The following is a 21,455-nucleotide window of genomic DNA, read 5'->3' on the forward strand; positions in this document are numbered from 1 at the left end:
TTCCGGCCGTGCCGTCGCGGCGTGGTTTCGCTCCGAACAACGCTCACATCAGTACTCGAGCGTGTTCGTGAAGAACATCTGGACCGTCCCGTTCGTCGGATGCGGCGGCCTTCGAAGCCGGCTGTACCGTCCGATCCCGCCCTGTCGTTCGCGGCGACCGAGGCCAGGGCAACAAGCGAGGGGGCCGCCGGGCGCTGAGGTCCTCGATCCAACCGAGGGCCAGAACGAGGCCGGTGAGGAGCACCAGGGCCACCACCAGGTAGCCCAGCTTGCCGAATCGCCAGACCCCGAGCAGGTCACCGACGGCGAAGCAGACCGCGATGGCGGCGTTGTGCCAGAGATAGATGGTCAGGGCCCGGCTGTTCAACGCGGTGACCAGCCGGTCGAGTGGCCGGATCCGGGCCAGCCAGGCCATCGATGGGGACACCCGCATTAGCAGCAGCACGATTCCGAGCGACCAGAACGCCTGCGCCACCGGGATGTCGTTGAGGTCGAGCCCGGCGTCCGGGTGCGTCGCGAGCCAGCCGACGGCGAGTCCCAGGCACAGCGCCGCCAGGGCCAGCAGCGACCGGAGTCGGAGCCGCTGCAGCTGACCGTCGCGGTGTGCGAAGCCCAGGAGCCAGCAGGCGCCGAACGTGGCCAGGGCGGTCAGTACCGAATCCGCCGGTCCGCCCAGTGCCGGTGCCGCGGTCTGCAGCAGGACCACGCCGGCCAGCGGCGTGAGCACGGACCACACCGGCCAGCGTCGGTACAGCGTCAGCATCGCGGGGGAGAGCAGCACAAACCACAGGTACGCGACGAGGTACCACAGCACACCCGTGACGTCCGCCGCCCACGCGCTGCCCGGCGGCTGCAGCACCGGGACCAGCCAGTTCAGCAGCGTCGGCCAGGCCGGACCGTCAGACCAGCCGTGCCAGGCCATCAGGGGCAGCAGCACGATGCCCAGGGCCCACAGCGCCGGTAGCAGGCGCCGGAGCCGGCCGCTGACCGCCCGCTGCGGCGAACGGTCGAGCGACCTGGCCATCAGGGAGCCGCCCAGCGCGAACATCACGCCCATGGCGGGGAAGGCCAAGCTCAGCCAGGCGGCCCCGAACATGTGGTACGTGATGACCCGAGCCAGCGCCAGCGCCCGCAGCGCGTCGAACCAGCGGTCCCGCCCCTCGCGTCCGGCCGTCGCCGGGGACGCGGCGAGGCGGGTGTCGTCCACGACGTCACCGGCCCGCTTGAGCTTGCGCCAGCCCAGCCGGGAGCCGGTCACCGCGGTCACCACGGACCGCGCCAGGACCACGTACATCAGCTGGCGGTAGGCGAACTGCTGGATCGGCAGGGTCAGCAGCGGACGCATCGGTTCCCGGTCGAGCCGGAAGGCCACCGCGGCGGTCGCCGCCTGGACGACCAGCATCGCCACCCAGGCCACCGCGGTCTTCTTCGTGTCCAGGAAGAAGAGGCCGTAGAGGGCGAGCAGGTCCAGCACCGGACCGAGCAGTGGCAGTACCACGCCGAAGAGGGCGAGCATCGGCAGGCCGAGCCGGCCGAATCGGCCCGCGGCGCCCCGATCGAACACCGCGCCCCGGTGCTTCCACATCGCCTGCATGGTGCCGTAACTCCACCGGTAGCGCTGCCGCCACAGCTCGCGCGCGGTGGCGGGTGCCTCCGTCCAGGCGCGGGCGCGGTCCTGGTACACCACCCGCCACCCGGCGCGGAGGACCGCCATGGTGACGTCGGTGTCCTCGGCCAGGGTGTCACCGCTCATCCCCCCGACGCCGACCAGGGCGCGGCGGCGGAAGGCCCCGATCGCTCCCGGGACCGTGGCGATGCAGCCCAGCCTCTCGTAGAACCGACGGTCCAGATTGAAGCCGATGACGTACTCGATGTGCTGCCACTGGCCGAGTAGCCGCCGCCGGTTGGCGACCTTGACGTTTCCGGCCACCGCTCCGATCCGCGGGTCGTTGAATGGCTCGATCAACCGTCGGATCGCATTCGGTTCGAAGACGGTGTCCGCGTCGACGGTCACGATGATGTCGTGTGAGGCGTACAACAGCCCGGTGTTGAGGGCGCTGGCCTTGCCGCCGTTGGGCTTGCGGATCACCCGGACGCCGTTCAGACCCAGCGAGTCGACGAGGTCTGCCGTGCCGTCGGTCGAACCGTCGTCGACCACGATCACCTCGATGTCCCGGTGGTCGTTGGCGACCAGCGAACGGACCGTAGCGACTATCCCGGCCCGTTCGTTGTACGCGGGCACGATCACCGACACCGGTGCGTCGAAGGCTCCCCAGGGCCAGCGGTGCGCCCGTCTGCGCCGGGCGAGCCGGCCGGCGATCAGGAGCAGCAGCAACGTCCGGGCCAGGACGAGGACCCCGACCACCACGAAGAGCAGGGTGAGTCCGCGCAGGATCGAGTCCGCCATCCGGATCGCCCACACCACGGGGGCGGCCCGCCAGCGGTCCACGGCCGACGTGGGGACGTTGCCGACGAACGGAGCCGCGCCCGGCCGCGCCCGGTTCATCCCGTCGCTGACCGTGGTGAAGGTGTAGCCGCGCGCCTGCATCATCGGGATGAACCGGTCCAGCGCCGCGATGGTCTGCGACCGGTCCCCGCCGGCGTCGTGCAGTAGCACCACGGCACCCGCCCCGTCAGCCGGCGTCATCTTCCGCACGATCGCGTCCACGCCGGGTCGGGCCCAGTCCTCGCTGTCGAGGTCGTTCACCACCGTCAGGTAGCCGAGCCGACCGGCCTCGCGGATCACCGGCCAGTGCGCGTCGTCGACCGCGCTGGGCACGGAGGAGTAGGGGAAGCGCAGCAGACTGGTCCGGACGCCAGCCGCGTCCACGATCGCCATCTGGGTCTGCGCGTACTCCATCCGTTGTCGCCATCCCGGCAGCAGGCTCACGTCCGGGTGGGTGAAGGTGTGTACGCCGAGCTCGTGACCCTCCTGAACGGACCGCCGTACCAGGTCCCGGTGCCGGGCGACCTGTGAGCCGATCACGAAGAACGTGGCCGGGGTTCGGTGTCGGTGCAGAACGTCCAGCACCCGGGGGGTCCAGACAGGGTCCGGCCCGTCGTCGAAGGTGAGGGCGATGGTTCGCGCGGGCAGGCGGTAGGAGCGGGTTTGGTCCTGCCGGGCATCGAGCACCGGGCCACCGTCGAGCACGTCGGCCGGGACGCTGCCCTGGTCCACGGCCTCTCGCACGTGATCGGGTCTGAAGCTGGAGTTGGCGTACGCCTCGACCAGCAGCACGCAGATCACCACCGCCACCAGGGAGGCACAGACGAACCGGCTGGCCCCCCGGCCGATGCGGCCGGGCCGGCGGTCACCGGCGTGGCCGGCGGCCCGGCGGCGACGGTTCACCAGGATCATCCCGCCACCCATGGCGCGAGCTCAAGCCTGATCGGCCGGGTCGGGACGGGTCCGGGGCTGGTTTCGGCCGGGGTGGACATGGTCGGCGAGGCGGTGACGGGCGGTGTCGAGCCCTCGGGCAGGGGAGCCGGCGGCGAGGTCGTCGGGGGCACTGGGGTGGTGGACGGACGACCGGTCGGGAGAGGGTCGGCCGAGTGGCTGGGTTCGGGATCGGGCGGGTTGATCGATGGCGCGGTCGTCGGCGCCGTACCTTCTGGCTCCGGCGCCGGCTCCGGGTCGGTCGGAAGCTGTGGACCGTCGACGGTGTCCTCCGGTTCGGGGGTGAGGTCCGGATAGGGATCGCCCTGCGGCGGCGGCGCCGCGTGAGGCTTTTCTCCGGTCCCGCCGCCTGGGTCGCCGACGGACCGTGGGGCGGGCTGCGCCGGCGCCGACGGACCGGGGAGCAGGGCGGTCGCGGCCATCGGCAGGTAGCTCAGCGATGCGACTGCGATCAGCACGCCCGCCCGTCGAATCCGGCGGCGGCGGACGCCAGTGGCGTCCACGAACACCGGTTCGATGGGTCGGGACAGGACAGTGGTCGGAACGTGCTGAGGGCGACCTGGAACCCCATCGAAAGACATCTGAACAGCCACCGGTCGAGGTTATGGGGGAGCTTATCGGTGTATGTCCTGATTCCTGGGACAGGCTCCGTTGGGTGTTTCGTCATTCGTATATCCCGAAATACGGGTTGTAAACGGTAGAACAGGACGAACGTTCGCTGAGTGGCGAAACAGGTTGAAAAGGCTCAGAGATGATCGAACGATGCGACAAGTTCAGTCGGTGACAAAACAGGACGAACGGTAGCAAGGTTTCCGTTGCGGACGAACGTGCCAGCGCCTCCGCCTCCGGTCCGGGTCCCGCAGCGGCCGCCCCCGCCGCCCCGGCCAGGGAGGCGGTGGCAAGATCGGCCAGGTCACTCGATCGGAAGGACGACATGCGCTATCGCACTCTGGGTGCCACCGGCACGGTGGTGTCGACCCTGTGTCTGGGAACCATGACCTTCGGCGCGGAGACCGACGAGGCGGGCAGCTTCGCCCAGCTGGACCGGTTCGTGGAGGCCGGCGGCACGTTCATCGACACCGCCGACGTCTACTCCGCCGGCGTCTCCGAGGAGATTGTCGGCCGCTGGCTGGCCGCGCGAGCCGGCCTGCGCGACCGGCTGGTCATCGCCACCAAGGGGCGGTTCCCGATGGGTCCGGGGGCGAACGACGCCGGCCTGTCCCGGGTGCACCTGACCCGCGCCCTGGACGCCAGCCTCCGGCGGCTCGGCGTCGAGGCCGTCGACCTCTACCAGGCGCATGCCTGGGACCCGCTGACCCCGCTGCCGGAGACGCTGCGGTTCTTCGACGACGCGGTCCGTGCGGGCAAGATCCGCTACGCGGGGGTCAGCAACTTCACCGGTTGGCAGTTGCAGAAGGCCGCCCTGCTCACTCAGCACCTCAACCTCACCCCGATCGTGACCCTGCAGCCGCAGTACAACCTGCTGGCCCGGGAGATCGAGTTCGAGCTGGTGCCGGTCTGCGAGAACGAGGGCATCGGCATCCTGCCGTGGTCGCCGCTGGGCGGCGGCTGGCTGACCGGCAAGTACCAGCGGGACAGCACGCCCACCGGCGCCACCCGGCTCGGGGAGAACCCGCAGCGCGGCGTCGAGGCGTACGCGGGCCGCAACGCCGAGGAGCGCACCTGGCGGGTGATCGGCGCGGTCAGCCAGGTGGCCACGGAACGGGGCGTGTCCATGTCGGCGGTGGCGCTCGCCTGGCTGGCGGCCCGCCCGGCGGTCACCTCGGTGATCCTCGGGGCGCGCACCACGGCGCAGCTCGACGACAACCTGACCGCCGCCGACCTGGTCCTCGACGCGGAGCAGACCCGGCTGCTGGACGAGGCGAGCGCCCCACCGGTGGGTGACTACCCGTACGGCCAGGCCGGTGTGCAGCAGCGCGGTCGCGACCTGCCCGCCGGCTGACGCGCCCCACACAATGGGTGGATGACCATGCCCTTCCCCGAGCCCACCAGCCCCGCCGGCAGCCGCACTGAGGTCTTCCTGCGCTACCTGGACTACTTCCGGGAGTCCGTGATGACCAAGGTGTCGGCGCTGCCCGAGTCGGAGCTGCGGCGCAGCGGCCTGCCGTCGGGATGGACCCCGCTGGAGTTGCTCAAGCACCTGCGGTATGTCGAGCTGCGCTGGATCGAGTGGGGTTTCCAGGGCCGGGAGGTCCCCGAGCCGTGGGGTGACCGCCGCGGGGAGCGCTGGTACGTCGCCCCCGAGGAGACCCGCTCAGATCTGGTGGCGGCGCTGCGCGCGCAGGGCGCGCACACCAGCGCGGTGGTGACGGCGCACGACCTGGCGGAGGTCGGCGCGCCGGGCCCGCGATGGAACGGCGCCGACCCCGCGTCGCTGGAGCGGGTGCTGTTCCACCTGCTCCAGGAGTACGCCCGCCACCTCGGCCACCTCGACATCGTGACCGAACTGGCCGACGGGCCGACCGGGGAGTGACCCGGCGACCGGTCGAACCCGCTCACCGCGCGTTGGCGACGGGTTCGACCGGTTGCGGTGCCGTGGCCGCCGGCCAGGTGAGCCGGCGTACGCCGGGGACCAGGGCGGTGCCGGCGCAGGCCGCCAGGACCAGCAGGCCGGCGATGGCCAGCGGTGCGGGTGCGCCGAAGGCGTCGGCGGCCAGTGGTGCCAGGGCGTAGCCCAGCGGCATCGCGCCCAGCGACACCAGCCAGTCGTACGAGGTGACCCGGGCCAGGACCTCGGGTGGGAAGTGGTGCTGCACGACGGTCTCCCAGACCGGGTTGAGGTAGCCGAGGGCGGTCAGCGCGACCCCGTAGGCGACGATCACCACCGGGGCGGGCGCGGCGACGGCGAGCAGTAGCAGCGGCGCGGCGTAGCTGGCCAGCCCGAGGTTGGCCAGCAGCACCGGCCGGTGGAGCCGGACACGCCCGGCCAGCAGCGAGCCGGTGAGCATGCCGATCGCGCCGGCCTGCAACAGCAGCACCCAGGTGGCCTCGCCGCCGAGGCGGTCGATGGCGATGGCCGGTCCGAGGGTCATCAGCACGGCGGCGGCGCCGTTCCAGACGCCGTGCCCGATCAGGCTGGTCCAGAACCAGTCGCGGGCGCGTACCTCGCCGAAGCCGTGCCGCAGGTCGGCGACGACGGAGCGGCGGGGCACCGGCACGTGCCGGACCCGGACGAGCGCAAGCAGCGCGGCGCTGAGCGCGAACGACGCGCTGTCGATGATGAACGCCCAGCCGGGGCCGGCGGCCCAGATCAGTGCGCCGGCCAGCGCCGGGCCGGCCAGCCGGCTGGTGTTGGCGGTGATCCCCATCAGGGCGTTGGCCCGCTGCCGGGCGGCCGGTTCGACCGTGCCGGCGACCAGCGGGGAGGCGGTCGGCATGGCGAACGCCGAGGCGGTGCCACCGAGCGCCGAGGCCACCACGATGGTGGCCAGCGACGGGTCGCCGCCGAGCAGCTCCACGCCGACCGCGAGCTGGGTCGCGCAGCGGACCAAATCGGCCACCAGGGCGACGCGGCGGGCGTCGAACCGGTCGGCGACGACGCCGCCGAGTGGCAGCAGGAGCAGCCGGGGAACCATCGCCGCGGCGAGGACGACGGCGAGCGCGCTGGTCGAACCGGTGGCCCGCAGCACGGCCAGGGCCAGGGCGGCGGGCACGACGGCGTCGCCGATCGCGGAGACGGTACGGCCCAGGAACAGCAGCCGGAAGGAGCGGGTACGCAGCGGAGAGGTCACCACCGCACGATACTTCGACACCGAATATTTCGGCAATGAATATTTCGGTGCGGTAAGCTCTGTCCATGAGCACCCACGACTCCGTCGACCGGCACGTCGAGCGTTGGCTGCCCGTCCTGCCCGACCTCGACCCCGACGTCGAGGGCGCGGTGACCCGGATGGGTGTCCTCACGCGGCACCTGCGCACGGTGAAGGAGCGGGTCCTGGTGGACTTCGACCTGCCGGCGCACGAGTACGACACGCTGCACGCGCTCGCCGGCCGGCAGGGGCGTGCTGCACCCTCGGAACTGGCCGCCGATCTGGCGATGGCGCCCGCGTCGATCACCGCGCGGGTCGACAGCCTGGTCGAGCGGGGCTTCGTACGGCGGACTCCATCCACCGTCGACCGCCGACGGGTGGATGTGGAGCTCACCGACACGGGCCGAGCCGCATGGCACGGCGCGATGGATGTCCGGGGCGCCGAGGAGCGCCGGCTGCTCGACGCGCTCACCCCGGCGGAGCGGCGAGTGCTCGCCGACCTGCTGCGCCGGGTGCTGCTCGTAGCCGAGCAACGACCCGACTGAGCCGCGGACCGTACCGAAAAATCGCGCCGTCCTGGTGACACCGCTGTCCTTCGGCCCGCTGCTGGGCACCGAGGCCGCCGCCAGCGCCCCGTCCGCAGCCGGCGGCCGGGACGGCGGATAAATCCGTTGACCGGGAACTGATGATCGACAGGTGACCAGCACGCTCCGACCCACCTGGGTGACCATCGCCGTCCATCCCGACCAGCCCGACGCGAGACTGCTGCTCCGCGAGTACATGACGGAGATGGTGGTCCGCTACCACGGCCGCCCCGCGCTGCCCGGTGAGGTCGACGAGGCGCTGGCCGAAATGCCCAGCGACGACCTGACGGATCCGACCGGCGTGCTCCTGCTCGCCCACCGCGACGGGGACCTGGCCGGCTGCGCCGGGCTGCGGTGGCAGCCGGACTGGGCGGAGCTGACCCGGGTGTTCATCCGCCCCGCACACCGCGGCACCGGCGGGGGCGGCGCGCTGCTGGCCGCCGTCGAGCAGCAGGCACGGGCGGTCGGGGTGGACCGGATCCGGCTGGACACCCGCAACGACCTGGTCGAGGCCCGAGCCCTGTACGCCCGGCACGGCTACGTCGAGATCCCGGCGTTCTCCCACGGCCCGTACGCCGAGCACTGGTTCGAGAAGCGGCTTCGCTGAGCGGTTGACGGCGGCGTCCGTTCGCGCTAAATAATGAAGAGGAACTTGAGTCAAGCAGACTCAACTCATCACCTTCGGCCAGGAGAACCGAGGAGGCACGACCATGTTGATGCGTACCGACCCGTTCCGCGAGATGGACCGGCTCGCCGAGCAGTTCTTCGGTACGGCAGCCCGTCCCGCGACGATGCACCTGGACGCCTACCGCGACGGGGACTACTTCTACGCCGCGTTCGACCTGCCCGGCGTCGACCCGGACACCATCGACTGCACCGTCGAGCGCAACGTGCTCACCGTGCGGGCCGAGCGGCGCCGGCCGACCGGCGACGGTGTCGAACTGGTCGCCGCCGAACGCCCGATGGGCACCTTCACCCGGCGGCTGTTCCTGGGCGACACCCTGGACACCGACAAGCTCGAGGCGGGCTACGACAACGGGGTGCTGACGCTGCGCATCCCGGTCGCCGAGCGCGCCAAGCCCCGCCGGGTGACCATCAAGGCCAACGGCGACGGTCGCCGGCAGATCAACGCCTGACCGGTGCTCGGGGCGGGCCCGCCGCCGCGCCCGGTCCGCCCTCAGCATCGGATTCCTTCGCAGCCGCACCTGCCGCCTGGTCACCGTCCACTTGCGCGAGAGCCCCGTCTGCCACCGACGATTCCGCGGCGCCGGGCGGTGGATAGAGCGCGGCGAGCGCGTGGGCGGTGCCGGCGAGGCGGTCCCGCAGCTCGGTCGGTGCGAGCACCTCCACCTGCGCGCCGAGCTTGAGCATCTCGACGTGACCGTGCCGGATCGACTCGATCGGCACGGTGGTGACCAGCCAGCCGTCCGCGTCCGGGGCACCGGCGGCGGCACGCGCCGCGCGACTCATCGCAGGCGGGAAGAGATGCACCGTCTGCGCCAGCGCCGCCACGGTCATCCGCACCCGGGCCTCGGCCCGATAGACGCTGCGCTCGTAGCGCTCGGTGTGCTCCTGCCAGCAGGCCGCCAGGTCGAACCCGGCCGGCCGCTCGGCGGGTTCATCCAGCACGGTCAGGTCCCCGATCGCGCCCACCCGGTAGGTGCGTACCTGTCCGGCCGCCGCGGCGACCAGATACCACCGGCCGGCCTTGAGCACCACGCCGAGCGGGTCGAGGACCCGGGTCACGTCCCGGGGTTGCTGCCACCGCCGGTAGCGCACCCGGATCCGGCGGTCCTCCCACACCGCGCCGGCCAGGGCGGCCAGGTGCGGTGTCGGCTCGGGCTCGCGGAACCAGCTCGGCGCGTCCAGGTGGAACCGTTGCCGGATCCGCCCGCCCCGGTCGGCGAGGTCGCTCGGCAGCGCGGCCCGCAACTTCAGCTCGGCGGTGGTCAGCACCGACCCCAGGCCCAGTTCGGCGGCCGGCCCCGGAACACCGGCCAGGAACAGCGCCTCGGCCTCGCCTGCGGTCAGCCCGGTCAGCCGCGTGCGGTAGCCGTCGAGCAGCCGGTACCCGCCGGCCGGGCCGCGCTCGGCGTACACCGGCACCCCGGCGGCGCCCAACGACTCCACGTCCCGGTACACCGTCCGGATCGACACCTCCAGGGCCTCGGACAGCTCCGCAGCGGTCATCCGCCCCCGCGTCTGCAGGAGCAGCAGCAGGGAGACCAGCCGACTGGCACGCACCGCCCGACGGTAACCGGCACACCGCGCCCCGACACCGGCCGGGGCCGGGTGGTCTCGGCGCGCCTTCGCGGCGAACCCACCCGAAGCTGAGAGTGTTTTTCACATGGTGTCCTCCGACGCTCCGGTGCTCGCCCGTCCGACGGCCCGACCGGCCCTGCCCGGCGGGCCGGTCGACGTCACCGAGGCGTGGCTGCGCAACCGCCGGTTGTCCGAGCACACCCGCGACGCCTACCGGCGCGACGTCACCGGCTGGCTCAGCTGGTGCGCCGGCCGCGACCTGGACCCGCTGCGGGCCAACTTCCTGCACGTCAACGAGTACGCCCGCGCCCTGGAGTCCACCCTCGGCGCGCGCAGTGGCCGACCACTGACCCCGGCGACCGTTGCGCGCCGGCTCTCCGCGCTGTCCAGCTGGTACGACTTCCTCGTCAAGCTCGGCGCGGTGCCGGCCAACCCGGTCGCCGGCGCGGACCGGCCGCGCGTCGACCGGGACCACTCCGCCACGGTCGGGCTCACCCCGGAGGAGGTGGACGCGCTGCTCAGCGCCGCCGACGCGGACACCGGCCCGACGGCCGCCCGCAACCGGGCCGCGATCGCACTCCTGGCCGACCTGGGTCTGCGCGTCGGCGAGCTGATCTCACTGGACCTGACCGACCTGGGCACCGAACGCGGGCACCGCAGCGTGCGCTTCGTCGGCAAGGGCGGCAAGCAGCGCCGGCGCGCCCTCACCCCCGGCACCGGGTACGCGGTGGACGCCTACCTGGCCCAGCGCGCCGCCGCCACCGGCGTGCCGGTGCCGCAGCTGACCGGGCCGCTGCTGGTCACCGCCAGCGGCGCCCGGCTGGACCGGCACTCGGTGTTCCGGATGGTCCGCCGGCTGGCCCGGGCCGCCGGCATCCCGGCCTGGGCGAAGCTCTCCCCGCACTCGCTGCGGCATGCCTTCGCCACCACCGCCCGCTCAGAGGGCGTTCCGTTGGAGGACGTGCAGGACGCGATGGGGCACGCCGACCCCCGTACCACCCGACGCTACGACCGCGACCGGCACAACCTCGACCGCGACCCGGCGTACGTGGTGTGGGCGGCCCGGTCCCGCCGCCGCGGCTGAGCGTCGTACCCCCGCCATACGGTCGGTGGATGAGACACGGCCTGGAGCTTCCGTGCGGCGGTGCTTCCGTCACGGTGTCCACCCTGGTCGAGCTGGGTGAGCTGGCCGAGCGCGCCGGATGGGACGGGGTTTTCCTGGAGGACTACCTCATCCACCACTCCGGCGACGACCCGTCCACGTACGACCCGTGGCTGGTGCTCACGGCGACAGCCGCCCGCACAAGCCGGGTGCGGCTGGGCACCGCGGTCACCGCGCTGCCCCGACGTCGTCCGGCGAAGCTGGCTCGGGAGGTGCTCACCCTCGACCACCTCAGCGCGGGACGGGCCACCGTCGCCGTCGGCGTCGGGGACCCCGGCGACCGGGGCCTGGCCGCGTTCGGCGAGCCGACCGAGGTGGCCGTCCGGGCCGCCATGCTCGACGAGGGCCTCGACCTGCTGACCAGGCTGCTCAGCGGGCAGCGGGTCAGCCACCAGGGCGCCCACTACCGCGCCGACGGGATGGCGCTGCGGCCGCCGCCGGTGCAGTCGCCCCGGGTGCCGGTCTGGGTCGGCGGCAGCACGCAGGCCGGGGCGGTACGACGCCGGGCGGCCCGCGCCGACGGCATCGTGCCGTACAAGCTCACCGACACCGACGGCTGGTCCGACTTCACCCCCGACGAGGTCCACGAGCTGGTGAGCGCCCTGCCGCCCACCCGCGCCGACGGCCAACCGTTCGATGTGGCGATCGGCGGCCGGCGGCGCCGACCGGACGAACGCGCCGAGCGGGCCTATCTCAGTGAGCTCGCCGCGGCCGGCGCCACCTGGTGGCTGGAGTACGTCCCGGTCGGCGACGCGGCGACGATGCGGGCCGCCGTCGCCCGCGGTCCGCTGCGCTGACCCACCGCGGCCGTGGCCGGGGCAGCCCAGCGGACCACCGGCGGAGAGCCTCAGCCCTGCGGGCGGGGGCAGATGCAGAACGGCTGTCCGATCGGGTCGATGAGCACCACCCACCGGTCGCCGCCGGGCTGGAACTCCGGCTTCGACGCGCCGGCCTCGACGAACTCCTTCTCCGCGGCTGCCAGGTCGTCGACGTAGAGGTCGAGGTGGTAGCGCTTACCGCCGGCCGGGTCCGGCCAGGACGGCGGCCGGTAGCCCTCGACCAGCCCGAAGCCGATGGAGACGCCACCGCCGTTGATCATGGCGTACTCGGCTTGGCTGTGGGTGATCTCCCAGCCCAGGGCCCGGTGGTAGAAGGCGGCGTGCGCGGCCGGGTCGGAGCTGTCCAGGTTGACCATGGCAAGGTCGGCGGTTGTCGTCATGCAGGCAGTCTGCGCCCGTCTACCTGCCAACCACTGTCAGGTACACGGCGTGTTTCTCGCCCGGTCAGCAGAGCAGGTCCAGGTGGTGGTGGGCGTCCTCGGCGATCTCCTTGTGCCGCAGCCAGCGCCGCGCCCACAGCCGGGCCGCCAACTTTGCCTGCTCGTCACCCCACGCGGCGTGCTCGACGAGCGGCGCGGTGGTCAGCGGTCCGGTGATGTCGCGGCCAGGTCGGCGAGGGACAGGGCACAGCCGTCCACCGGTCGCACCGAGTTTCCGACTTGTCGTGATTCGCTGCCACGGTGTTCTCTACGGTCGGTAGTCGTGGGTGCCGGCCAGCCGTACAGCCGACCGGCCCGGCGGCACCGCCCGATGCGTACCGGGCTGGCCTTCGCCGGGTTCGGGATGGCGCTGTGCTGCGTCGGGGTGGCCGGGCTGGGCGCCTGGAACCTGCAGACCGTACGCCAGGCCGCCGGCCCGATCCGGGAGACCGCCGACGGTTTCCTCAGCGAGATGACCCTCGGCGACAGTGACGGGGCGTACGAGCGGCTCTGTGCGGACGCGCGCAGCCGGTGGAGCCAGATCGGCTTCACCAGTTGGATGCGTACGCCGCCGATGGTGACCGACTACGAGATCACCGACGTGTCGGTGGCGACCCGCGGCGGGCGGCCACACGGCACGGTCACCGTGAAGTTGACCCGCGACGGCGGGCTCAGCGAGGAACGGCGGCTGCCGGTCATCCGCGAGGGCGGGGACTGGCGGGTCTGCGGTGACCCCTTCTGAGCCGCCGGTCGTCAGGCCGGTGCGCCCCTGGTTGCTACGCGAGCGTCGGGGGGTGGAGTCGACCACGTCGACGGAGCTCTTCTTCGACCTGGTCTTCATCTTCACCATCACCCAGTTGGCGCACTACCTGATCGCCCACCCGGACTGGCGTGGCGCCGCACGGACCACGCTGTTGCTGGCGCTGGTCTGGTTCGTCTGGGTCTACACCGCGTGGCTGACCAACTGGCTGCAACCGGAACGGGCGCCGGTACGGGCACTGCTGATCGGGCTGATGTTGGGCAGTCTGCTGCTGTCGGCGGCGGTCCCTGGCGCGTTCGCCGGTACCGGCCTGCTCTTCGCCCTGGTCTACGTGCCGGTACAGGTGGGCCGCACCCTGTTCGGGCTGTGGGCGGTGCAGGGCCATCCGTTGCTGGTCGACGGGTTTCAAAAGACGCTGCCGTGGTTCGTCGGGACGTCGGTGCTCATGGTGCTCGGCGGCCTCGCCGGCGGGTCCGCCCGGGAGGCGTTGTGGGCGGCGGCGATCGTGGTCGAGGTGGTCGGCCTGTCGATCGGGTATCCGGTGCCCGGTCTGGGGCGCACCCGCGCCGAGCGGTGGGTGGTGGAGGGCGGCCATCTGGCCCAACGGTGCCAGGCGTTCATCCTCATCGCGCTGGGCGAGTCGATCCTGGTCACCGGGAGCACCCTCGCGCAGCGGCTGAACATGATCACCTCCGGGGCGTTCGTGCTGGCGTTCGCCGGTTCGGTCGCGCTGTGGTGGGTGTACTTCGCCCGCTCGGCACCGGCCGCGACGGAGGTCATCGCCCGTGCGGGTGAGCGCACCGGCGGGTTGAGCCGGGTGGCGTTCAACTACCTGCACCCGGTGATGGTGGCCGGGATCATCGTCACGGCGGCGGGCGACGAGCGGCTGCTGAGCGAGCCCGGCGCGGACACGACCATGGTCACCGCGCTGTTCGCGTTGGGCGGTCCGGCGCTGTTCCTCGCCGGGCACGCCGCCTACAAGGCGGTGCTGTGGCGGGTCTGGCCGACCAGCCGGATCGCGGCGCTCGTGGTGCTGCTGGCGTTGGTGCCGGTCTGTGTCCTGCTGCCGCTGCCCGTCGTGGCGTGCGCGGCGCTGGCAACCGCCGTGACCGTCGCGGTGATCGTGGCCGACCGGTTTCGGGTCCCGCGGGCCGCCTCACCCGGCCCGGCCTGACGTGGCCGGTCAGTCGCGGGGGCCGAGGTCGCCGCTGCGGTAATGCCGCCGGCAGAGCACCTGGTAGCGCACCTCGGCGGTGTCGACCGTGTCGCCGATGACGACCTGCGCGCCCTCGCGCACCACCCGGCCGTCGACCACCCGGGCGTTGAGCAGCCCTTCCCGGCCGCACCAGCAGAGCACCTCGACCTGGATCCGGGCTACCTCGTCGGCCAGCTCGAACAGTCGCTGCGTGGCGGGGAACAGGCAGGAGCGGAAGTCGGTGGCCAGCCCGAACGCGAACACGTCAACGTCGTAGCTGTCGACGAGTTCGGCCATCTGCTCGACGTGCTCGACGGTGTAGAAGCACGCCTCGTCGCAGATCAGGTAGTCGACGCGTTCCCCCTCGGCCCACCGGCCCCGGACCAGGGCCCGCAGGTCCAGGTCGTCGGTGACCTCGATCGCCTCGTGCGCCAGCCCGATGCGGGTGGTGACCTGTGGGCCCAGCGACCGGTCGATGCGGGTGGTGACCAGGCCCCGCCGGCCCTGCCGGGCGTGGTTGTAGTTCATCTGCAGCGCCATGGTGGACTTGCCGCAGTCCATCGGCCCCCAGAAGAACTTCAACGCCGCGGCGTGCACCGGACGCCCGTCGAGCCCGCGCGCTGCCGCGCATCCGGCCGGAGCGTGCGGCTGGCCGGGGAACGGGTGGGCCAGGCAGGTCGGGGTGGCAGCGGCGTCGTCGGTCACGGTCGGGCAGCCTATCTGATCGGCCGGGGCCGATCCGGCGGGCGCGGCCTGCTCAGAGCACCTGGGGCGGGGTGTTCCCGGCGGCGACGATGGCCCGGCGGATCGGCACGGCCAGCAGGAGCAGGAACCCGACCACGAAGAAGATCAGCAGGGAGACCAGGCCCACCCGGTAGGAGGCGGTGAGCTGGAACACCAGGCCGAAGGCGAGCGGGCCGAGCCAGCTGGTGCCCTTGTCGCTGATCTCGTAGAAGCCGTAGTACTCGCCCTCCTTGCCGGCCGGGATGAGCTGGCTGAACAGGGACCGGCTCAGCGCCTGGCTGCCGCCGAGGACCAGCCCGATGGCCGCGCCGAGGACCATGAACGGCACCGGCGCCTCGGCGGGCAGCCGGAATGCGCCGATGATCACACCGGTCCAGAGCACCAGGCTGAGCAGCACCGTCTTCCAGGCGCCGATGCGTCGGGCCAGCGCGCCGAGGCTCAGCGCGCCACCGAAGGCGAGGAACTGCACGAGCAGGATGGTGACGATCAGGGTGCTCTGCTCCAGCCGCAGCTCCTCGGTGCCGTACTGGCTGGCGAGGGTGATGACGGTCTGGATGCCGTCGTTGTAGACCAGGAACGCGAGCAGGAAGAACAGCGTCAGCGGGTACGCCTTGACCTCACGCAGGGTGCGGCCGAGCTGCCGGAACCCGTCGGTGAGCACGTTGCCGCCGCGGGCCAGCGCCGCCGCGGTGGGGCGTTCGCGCAGCCAGCGCAGCGGCACCAGGGTGAACGCCGCCCACCACACCCCGGCGGACACGATCGACCAGCGGGCCAGGTCCAGGGTGCGCTGCGGGTTGTCGTCCTGGGTGAGCAGGGTGACCGCGACCAGGTTGAACGCCAGCAGCAGGCCACCGCCGAGGTAGCCCAGCGCCCAGCCGCGGCTGGAGATGCCGTCGCGCTCGTCGGGGCCGCCGAGCTGCGGCAGGAACGAGTTATACACCACGATGGCCGCGCCGAAGGAGATGTTGGCGACCAGGAACAGCGCCCCGCCGAGCAGGTAACGGTCGCCGGTGACGAAGGCCATCGCCATGGTCGCGCCGGCGCCGGTGAACGCCGCGCCACCGAGCAGCCGCTTCTTGTGCGCCGACCGGTCGGCGATCGCCCCGATGACCGGCAGCACGAACACGGTGAGAAACACCGACAGCGAGATCAGGTACGGGTAGTAGGAGCCGGCGGCCACCCGGATGCCCAGCGGGTGCACGTAGCCCTCGCAGCTGTCCGCGCCCAGCTCGCAGCCGGCGGCCAACTCGGCGACGGTGGTGAGGAACGGGCCGAGGAACACCGTGATGACGGTGGTCTGGAAGGCGGAGTTGGCCCAGTCGTAGATGTACCAGCCGCTGCGCTCGCGGCGGGTGCTCGCCGGGAGCGGGTTGTCGTCCACCGTGGGGGTCACGGTCTCGGCCATCGGGGTCCTTCGCCGGTCAGGCGGCCCAGTGGCCGCGGCTGCGGTAGACGTCGCGCAGCACGCCGACGTGATCGGTCATGATGCCATCCACGCCACGATCCAGTAACTCGTGCATCTGGGCGGGCTCGTCGATCGTCCAGACGTGCACCTGCAGGCCGAGTCGGTGGCAGTAGTCGAGGAACCGGCGGTCCACCACCGGCACCCGCCCGTAGCGTGGCGGCACCTGCGCGGCGACCACCGACGGAGGCAGCCGCAGCGGACGGCCGTGCAGCGAGGCCAGCCGCAGCCGGGCCACCCCGCGCATGCCCAGGCTGGTGGCGACCCGCCCGTCGGTGAGCGCGCGCAGCCGGGTCAGCCGGGCGTCGCTGAACGAGGCCAGCAGCACCCGGCCGGCGGCGCCGGCCCGGGTCACCGTTGCCACCGTCGGCTCGACACCGCCGTCGGCCTTCACGTCGATGTTGAACCGCACCCGCGGCCACGCGCCCAGCACCTCGTCGAGCCGGGGTACGACGGCGGCACCGCCGACGCGCACCGAGGCGAGATCGGCCCAGCGCAGGTCGGCGATGCGCCCCGGTTCGCCGGTGATCCGGCGCAGCGTCGGGTCGTGGAAGATCACCGCCACCCCGTCCGCGGTGGCGTGCACGTCGGTCTCCACGTACCGATAGCCCAGCCCGATGGCGCGCGCGAACGCCTCGGTGGTGTTCTCGTCACCCTCGGCGGCGCCGCCGCGGTGGGCGAACGCCAGCGGCCCGGGCGCGTCGAGGTAGCCGAATCGGGTCAGCACGCGACGCAGTATGCCCCTGGTTGGTGGCCGGTGGATGACCGGCCGGCGTCTGTCGCCCTCTGGCGCTGCCGTCGCACCAGGGGGAGCCGGTCAGCGCTTCAGGAGTCGGAGCGTCTCGTCCCAGAGGAGTTCGGCGTTCTTGTCGTTCAGGGCGTACGGGAGCACGCCGCTCATGCCGTCGGAGGGCTCGGCGATGACCGGGGCCTCGTTGCCGTCCTCGAAGTAGCGGCCCGTCACGCCGTCGACCTCGGGGGAGGCGGCCAGCAGGACCGAGGTGGCCGCGCCCTGCTGCGGGGTCTTCCAGCCCGGCGGCACCTGCAGGCGGTTGCCCTGCTCGTCCACCGCGCCCACGTAGCGCAGTTGCGCGTCGTCGAGGTGTCGCTGGAGGTTGGTCATGATGCCGCCGGGGTGCAGGGCGTTGGCCGTGATGCCGTCGGTGGCCCACCTTCTGGCCAGGGCGACGGTGAACATGATGGTCGCGGTCTTGGACTGGCCGTAGGCCGACCAGGCCTCGTAGGGCCGGGCGGTGAAGTGGATGTCGTCGAAGACGACCGGGGACTGCTGGTGGGCCGAGGAGCTGACGACGACGATCCGGGCGTCCCGCGCGGCGGCGAGCGCGTCGTGCAGACCCAGGGTCAGCTCGGCGTGACCGAGGTGGTTGATCGCGAACTGCCTCTCCCAGCCCTCGGCGGTCCTGGTCAGCTCCGGCAGGGCCATGACGCCGGCGTTGTTGACCAGGATGTGCAGCGGGCCGGTCCACCCGGCGACGAAGGCGTCGATGGAGGCGCGATCGGCCAGGTCCAGCCGGGCGACCCGGACCGCGCCGGGTGCCCCGCCCGCCGTGATGTCGGCGGCGGCGCGCTCGCCGGCGGCGGTGTCGCGGACGGCCAGCGTCACCTCGGCGCCGGCGTCGGCCAGCGCCCGGGCGGTCTCCAGGCCGATCCCGGACGCGCCGCCGGTGACCACGGCCCGGCGGCCGGTGAGGTCGACGCCGGCGCTCACCTCGGCGGCGGTCGACGCGGCCGAGTAAGGGGTGATGATTCGTGACATTGCGGAACTCCTTGGGCGTACGGATGCAGCGTGCGGGGTGGGGTCGGCGGGTGGCGGGTCAGCGCGCGGTGCGGTGGATCAGCCGCAGGGCCCGGCGGATCCGGTCGCGGAACTCGTCCCTGGTGGCCGAGGTCGACTTCCAGGTCAGCGCGGCGGAGAAGAGCAGGTCCATCACGTCGTCCGCGGTCAGGTCCTCGTCGAGCAGGCCGGGCGGGGCGACGGCGTCGATGTGGGCGCGCAGTGCCGCCCGGGCCCGCTCCTGGTAGTCGTGGAACATCGAGCCCAGCTGGGGCTCGCTGTTCTCGAGCAGCTCGTTGAGGTCGCGGGCCACCTGGGTGTCGATGTACGGACCCATCAACACATCCAGCCCCGCCACGATCCGCTCGTCGAAGCTCAGCGCCTGGTCGGCGAAGCGCGCCCGCATGGCCTGCTGGGCGCGTTCCATGACGCCCTGCATGGTGGCGCGGTACAGCTGCTCCTTGTTGGGGAACATCAGGTACAGGCCCGGCCGGGAGATGCCGGCCGCCTTGGCGACCGCCTCCATGGACGTCTTCTGGAATCCGTAGCGCCCGAACACCCCGACCGCCGCCGCGAGGACAGCGGCGCGTTTCGGGTCGTCGGGCTCCATCTCCACGCTGCTCACGTTAGACAGCCTAGACAGATTTCCAAAAGTTGTCTAATGCGTTAGGTCACTCGCGTCGGCGCCGATGGGTCCGGCTGGGGTCGCTCGGGCGGCCCGGGTCGACGTGCCGGGGTCGGTCGGGCTCGTCGGGGCGCAGCGGGGCGAGGGTGTCGGTGAGCGCGTCGATGATCCGGTCGGTGGCCCGGCGGGCGGCGCCGGGGCTGGCGGCGCTCACCTCGCCCAGGTCGAGGGGTGCGCCGAAGTGCACCCGGATCACCGGGCGGCGCCACAGGGCGCGGGCGATGCCGCGCAGCATTCCCCGGGGCGCCCGGTACGGCAGCACCTCGTGGGCGCCCCACTGGGCGACCGGGATGACCGGGGCGGCGCAGGCCAGGGCGAGCCGGGCGGCGCCGGTCTTGCCGCGTTCGGGCCACATGCCGGGGTCCAGGCCGATGCGCCCCTCCGGGTAGATGAGGATCACCGAGCCCCCCGCGACGGCGGTGGCGGCGGCGTCCAGTGCCCGGTGCACCGCCCGGGTGCCCCGGTCGACGCGGATGTGCCCGGCGTTGCGCATGGCGGCGCCGATCACCGGGGCACGGAACAACCCGGCGGTCGCCATGATCCGGGGGGCGACGCCGCGGGTCTGGCAGGCGGCGGCCATCACCACCGGGTCGAACGGGCTGATGTGGTTGGCGGCCAGCACCAGCGGTCCGCGGCGCAGGTGCGCGGGGACGTCGCCGGTGACCTCGAGGCGGGCCAACAGGCCGACCAGTGCTCGGGCCAGCAGTTGGGCGGCGCGCCAGATCAGCGGCGGTTGCCAGGGGGAGTGCGCGGTGTCCATCAGCGCGCCATCGTCGCACGCGCGAGCGGGGGCGCGAGGGCGGGTCGGCCGGCTTGCCGGAACCCTTGCGCCGGGCCGCCCGGCCCGGGTGATCAAGGTCATTGGTCCCGAGCCGGTTTGGGCCGCGCGCCCCTGCCCATCTTTCTACGACGAGCAGTAGTATTTACTACGTCTCGTAGTATGAAATGGCTGGGGGTTCCAGGTGGACGCGTTGGACGTCGCCCGATGGCAGTTCGGTGTCACCACCGTCTACCACTTTCTCTTCGTGCCGCTGACCATCGGCCTGTCCGTGCTGGTGGCCATCCTGCAGACGATGTGGCACCGCACCGGCAACGAGCGCTACCTCAAACTCACCAAGTTCTACGGCAAGCTCTTCCTGATCAACTTCGCGATGGGCGTGGTCACCGGCATCGTGCAGGAGTTCCAGTTCGGCATGAACTGGAGCGACTACTCGCGCTTCGTCGGCGACATCTTCGGCGCGCCCCTGGCCATCGAGGCGCTGGTCGCGTTCTTCCTCGAATCCACCTTCATCGGCCTGTGGATCTTCGGCTGGGACCGGCTGCCCAAGCGGGCGCACCTGGCCAGCATCTGGGCCGCCGCGATCGGCACGAACCTCAGCGCGTACTTCATCCTCGCCGCGAACTCGTTCATGCAGAACCCGGTCGGCTACCGAATCAACACGGACACCGGGCGCGCCGAGCTGACCGACTTCCCGGCCGTGCTGACCAACAAGGTCGCTCTGATCACCTTCCCGCACACCCTGGCCGGCTCGTTCCTGGTCGCCGGGTCGCTGGTCACCGCCGTGGGCCTGTGGCACCTGATCCGTAACCGCGGCTCCGCCGACACCGGCGCCTACCGCTTCGCCACGAAGTTCGGCTCCTGGGTGGTCCTGGTCGCCTCCGCCGGCGTGCTGTTCACCGGCGACATCCAGGGCAAGATCATGACCGACGTGCAGCCGATGAAGATGGCCGCCGCCGAGGGCCTCTACACCACCGAGAGCCCCGCCTCGTTCTCCGTGCTCACCGTCGGCAGCCTCGACGGCAGCCGCGAGGTGTTCGCCATCAAGATCCCGTACCTGCTGTCGTACCTCGGCACCGGCGACCCCAACGGCACCGTGCACGGCATCAACGACCTGCAGGCCCAGTACGCCACCCAGTACGGCGCCGGCAGCTACACCCCGATCATCCCGGTCACCTACTGGAGCTTCCGCTTCATGATCGCCTTCGGGATGGCCGCCGCCGCGATCGCCCTGCTGGTGCTCTGGAGCCAGCGCAAGGGCCGCACGCCCACCAGCAAGTGGCTGCTGCGCGCCGGGCTGGCCATGCCGGTGCTGCCGCTGCTGGCCAACTCCTTCGGCTGGATCTTCACCGAGATGGGCCGCCAGCCGTGGATCGTCTTCGGCGAGATGCTCACCCGCAACGGCGTGTCCCGCAGCGTCTCGCTGGCCGAGGTGCTCACCTCGTTCACCGCCTTCACGCTGATCTACGCCACCCTCGCCGTGATCGAGGTCAAGCTGCTGCTGCGCTACGCCCGCGCCGGCGTACCCGACGTCACCGAGACGCCCCCGTCCGACGACACCGACGACGCCGAGCGTCCGCTCGCCTTCGCCTACTGATCACCG

At 72.2% G+C, this 21,455-nt stretch carries 20 protein-coding genes; 10 read left to right on the plus strand and 10 right to left on the minus strand.

Translation table 11 applies throughout. From position 1 onward, the window contains the following. Window positions 1–43: 43 nt before the first annotated feature. Window positions 44–3,358, minus strand: a complete 3,315-nt coding sequence (locus tag BUS84_RS40880; protein ID WP_342197462.1) for a glycosyltransferase — start codon at window positions 3,356–3,358, stop codon at window positions 44–46. Between the two features lie 973 nt (window positions 3,359–4,331). Here BUS84_RS40880 and BUS84_RS07685 point away from each other — a divergent pair. Both BUS84_RS07685 and BUS84_RS07690 read left to right on the plus strand, forming a co-directional pair. After that, window positions 4,332–5,360 (plus strand): aldo/keto reductase, encoded by a 1,029-nt coding sequence (locus BUS84_RS07685; protein ID WP_074310017.1) that lies wholly within the window; start codon window positions 4,332–4,334, stop codon window positions 5,358–5,360. 21 nt (window positions 5,361–5,381) lie between these two features. After that, a complete protein-coding gene (locus BUS84_RS07690; protein WP_074310019.1) occupies window positions 5,382–5,891 on the plus strand; it encodes a DinB family protein in 510 nt (169 codons plus the stop codon). A gap of 22 nt (window positions 5,892–5,913) precedes the next feature. On the opposite strand, the gene BUS84_RS07695 is transcribed toward BUS84_RS07690, so the two are convergent. Next, window positions 5,914–7,149: an MFS transporter gene (locus BUS84_RS07695; RefSeq protein WP_074312280.1), complete on the minus strand. Its 1,236-nt coding sequence runs from the start codon at window positions 7,147–7,149 to the stop codon at window positions 5,914–5,916. A 65-nt stretch (window positions 7,150–7,214) separates the two neighbouring features. On the opposite strand from BUS84_RS07695, the gene BUS84_RS07700 reads away from it, so the two are divergent. The 3 genes from BUS84_RS07700 to BUS84_RS07710 all read left to right on the plus strand — a co-directional run bounded on the left by BUS84_RS07700 (window position 7,215) and on the right by BUS84_RS07710 (window position 8,887). Then, the gene (locus BUS84_RS07700; protein ID WP_074310021.1) at window positions 7,215–7,712 is read left to right on the plus strand and encodes a MarR family winged helix-turn-helix transcriptional regulator; all 498 of its coding nucleotides are present in this window, start codon (window positions 7,215–7,217) and stop codon (window positions 7,710–7,712) included. Between the two features lie 151 nt (window positions 7,713–7,863). Further along, entirely contained in the window at window positions 7,864–8,358 is a 495-nt protein-coding gene (locus BUS84_RS07705) for a GNAT family N-acetyltransferase (protein ID WP_244298428.1), read from the plus strand. A 103-nt stretch (window positions 8,359–8,461) separates the two neighbouring features. After that, complete coding sequence (locus BUS84_RS07710; protein ID WP_074310024.1) at window positions 8,462–8,887, plus strand: Hsp20/alpha crystallin family protein; 426 nt, start codon at window positions 8,462–8,464, stop codon at window positions 8,885–8,887. On the opposite strand, the gene BUS84_RS07715 is transcribed toward BUS84_RS07710, so the two are convergent. Next, a complete protein-coding gene (locus tag BUS84_RS07715; protein WP_074310026.1) occupies window positions 8,877–9,995 on the minus strand; it encodes a helix-turn-helix transcriptional regulator in 1,119 nt (372 codons plus the stop codon). The two genes, BUS84_RS07710 and BUS84_RS07715, sit on opposite strands and share 11 nt — an antisense overlap. Before the next feature lie 103 nt (window positions 9,996–10,098). Between BUS84_RS07715 and BUS84_RS07720 the strand changes: the two genes are divergently transcribed. Both BUS84_RS07720 and BUS84_RS07725 read left to right on the plus strand, forming a co-directional pair. Continuing rightward, window positions 10,099–11,097 (plus strand): tyrosine-type recombinase/integrase, encoded by a 999-nt coding sequence (locus BUS84_RS07720; RefSeq protein ID WP_074310028.1) that lies wholly within the window; start codon window positions 10,099–10,101, stop codon window positions 11,095–11,097. A 29-nt stretch (window positions 11,098–11,126) separates the two neighbouring features. Next, window positions 11,127–11,972 carry an LLM class flavin-dependent oxidoreductase gene (locus tag BUS84_RS07725; protein ID WP_074312284.1) on the plus strand — a complete coding sequence of 282 codons (846 nt, stop codon included), beginning with the start codon at window positions 11,127–11,129 and terminating at the stop codon, window positions 11,970–11,972. Window positions 11,973–12,022: 50 nt separating this feature from the next. Here BUS84_RS07725 and BUS84_RS07730 read toward each other — a convergent pair whose 3' ends face one another. Beyond that, window positions 12,023–12,394 carry a VOC family protein gene (locus tag BUS84_RS07730; protein WP_074310030.1) on the minus strand — a complete coding sequence of 124 codons (372 nt, stop codon included), beginning with the start codon at window positions 12,392–12,394 and terminating at the stop codon, window positions 12,023–12,025. Between the two features lie 322 nt (window positions 12,395–12,716). Here BUS84_RS07730 and BUS84_RS07735 point away from each other — a divergent pair, with 322 nt between their 5' ends. Next, complete coding sequence (locus BUS84_RS07735) at window positions 12,717–13,175, plus strand: Rv0361 family membrane protein (RefSeq protein WP_074310032.1); 459 nt, start codon at window positions 12,717–12,719, stop codon at window positions 13,173–13,175. Window positions 13,176–13,227: 52 nt separating this feature from the next. Continuing rightward, window positions 13,228–14,367, plus strand: a complete 1,140-nt coding sequence (locus BUS84_RS07740; protein WP_159450995.1) for a low temperature requirement protein A — start codon at window positions 13,228–13,230, stop codon at window positions 14,365–14,367. Window positions 14,368–14,376: 9 nt separating this feature from the next. On the opposite strand, the gene BUS84_RS07745 is transcribed toward BUS84_RS07740, so the two are convergent. The 6 genes from BUS84_RS07745 to BUS84_RS07770 all read right to left on the minus strand — a co-directional run bounded on the left by BUS84_RS07745 (window position 14,377) and on the right by BUS84_RS07770 (window position 19,834). Then, window positions 14,377–15,093: a thymidine kinase gene (locus tag BUS84_RS07745; RefSeq protein ID WP_074310038.1), complete on the minus strand. Its 717-nt coding sequence runs from the start codon at window positions 15,091–15,093 to the stop codon at window positions 14,377–14,379. Window positions 15,094–15,145: 52 nt separating this feature from the next. Beyond that, entirely contained in the window at window positions 15,146–16,537 is a 1,392-nt protein-coding gene (locus BUS84_RS07750) for an MFS transporter (protein ID WP_074310040.1), read from the minus strand. A gap of 16 nt (window positions 16,538–16,553) precedes the next feature. After that, window positions 16,554–17,321, minus strand: a complete 768-nt coding sequence (locus BUS84_RS07755) for a glycerophosphodiester phosphodiesterase family protein (protein ID WP_074310042.1) — start codon at window positions 17,319–17,321, stop codon at window positions 16,554–16,556. 90 nt (window positions 17,322–17,411) lie between these two features. Then, on the minus strand, window positions 17,412–18,371 hold the full coding sequence (locus BUS84_RS07760; RefSeq protein WP_074310043.1) for an SDR family NAD(P)-dependent oxidoreductase: 960 nt from the start codon (window positions 18,369–18,371) through the stop codon (window positions 17,412–17,414). A 58-nt stretch (window positions 18,372–18,429) separates the two neighbouring features. Continuing rightward, the gene (locus BUS84_RS07765) at window positions 18,430–19,014 is read right to left on the minus strand and encodes a TetR/AcrR family transcriptional regulator (protein ID WP_084757279.1); all 585 of its coding nucleotides are present in this window, start codon (window positions 19,012–19,014) and stop codon (window positions 18,430–18,432) included. A 46-nt stretch (window positions 19,015–19,060) separates the two neighbouring features. Beyond that, window positions 19,061–19,834 carry a lysophospholipid acyltransferase family protein gene (locus tag BUS84_RS07770; protein ID WP_074310045.1) on the minus strand — a complete coding sequence of 258 codons (774 nt, stop codon included), beginning with the start codon at window positions 19,832–19,834 and terminating at the stop codon, window positions 19,061–19,063. A gap of 202 nt (window positions 19,835–20,036) precedes the next feature. Here BUS84_RS07770 and BUS84_RS07775 point away from each other — a divergent pair, with 202 nt between their 5' ends. Further along, window positions 20,037–21,449 (plus strand): cytochrome ubiquinol oxidase subunit I, encoded by a 1,413-nt coding sequence (locus tag BUS84_RS07775; RefSeq protein WP_074310047.1) that lies wholly within the window; start codon window positions 20,037–20,039, stop codon window positions 21,447–21,449. The last annotated feature ends 6 nt before the right edge of the window (window positions 21,450–21,455 follow it).

Origin of the sequence: Micromonospora cremea, assembly GCF_900143515.1 — a bacterium.
Lineage (GTDB): Bacteria > Actinomycetota > Actinomycetes > Mycobacteriales > Micromonosporaceae > Micromonospora > Micromonospora cremea.

Excerpts from the sequence above, each read along its gene's own strand:
- BUS84_RS40880 (WP_342197462.1), bottom strand. The coding sequence starts at position 3,358 with ATGATCCTGGTGAACCGTCGCCGCCGGGCCGCCGGCCACGCCGGTGAC.
- BUS84_RS07685 (WP_074310017.1), top strand. The coding sequence starts at position 4,332 with ATGCGCTATCGCACTCTGGGTGCCACCGGCACGGTGGTGTCGACCCTG.
- BUS84_RS07690 (WP_074310019.1), top strand. The coding sequence starts at position 5,382 with ATGACCATGCCCTTCCCCGAGCCCACCAGCCCCGCCGGCAGCCGCACT.
- BUS84_RS07700 (WP_074310021.1), top strand. The coding sequence starts at position 7,215 with ATGAGCACCCACGACTCCGTCGACCGGCACGTCGAGCGTTGGCTGCCC.
- BUS84_RS07710 (WP_074310024.1), top strand. The coding sequence starts at position 8,462 with ATGTTGATGCGTACCGACCCGTTCCGCGAGATGGACCGGCTCGCCGAG.
- BUS84_RS07720 (WP_074310028.1), top strand. The coding sequence starts at position 10,099 with ATGGTGTCCTCCGACGCTCCGGTGCTCGCCCGTCCGACGGCCCGACCG.
- BUS84_RS07725 (WP_074312284.1), top strand. The coding sequence starts at position 11,127 with ATGAGACACGGCCTGGAGCTTCCGTGCGGCGGTGCTTCCGTCACGGTG.
- BUS84_RS07730 (WP_074310030.1), bottom strand. The coding sequence starts at position 12,394 with ATGACGACAACCGCCGACCTTGCCATGGTCAACCTGGACAGCTCCGAC.
- BUS84_RS07750 (WP_074310040.1), bottom strand. The coding sequence starts at position 16,537 with ATGGCCGAGACCGTGACCCCCACGGTGGACGACAACCCGCTCCCGGCG.
- BUS84_RS07760 (WP_074310043.1), bottom strand. The coding sequence starts at position 18,371 with ATGTCACGAATCATCACCCCTTACTCGGCCGCGTCGACCGCCGCCGAG.
- BUS84_RS07770 (WP_074310045.1), bottom strand. The coding sequence starts at position 19,834 with ATGGACACCGCGCACTCCCCCTGGCAACCGCCGCTGATCTGGCGCGCC.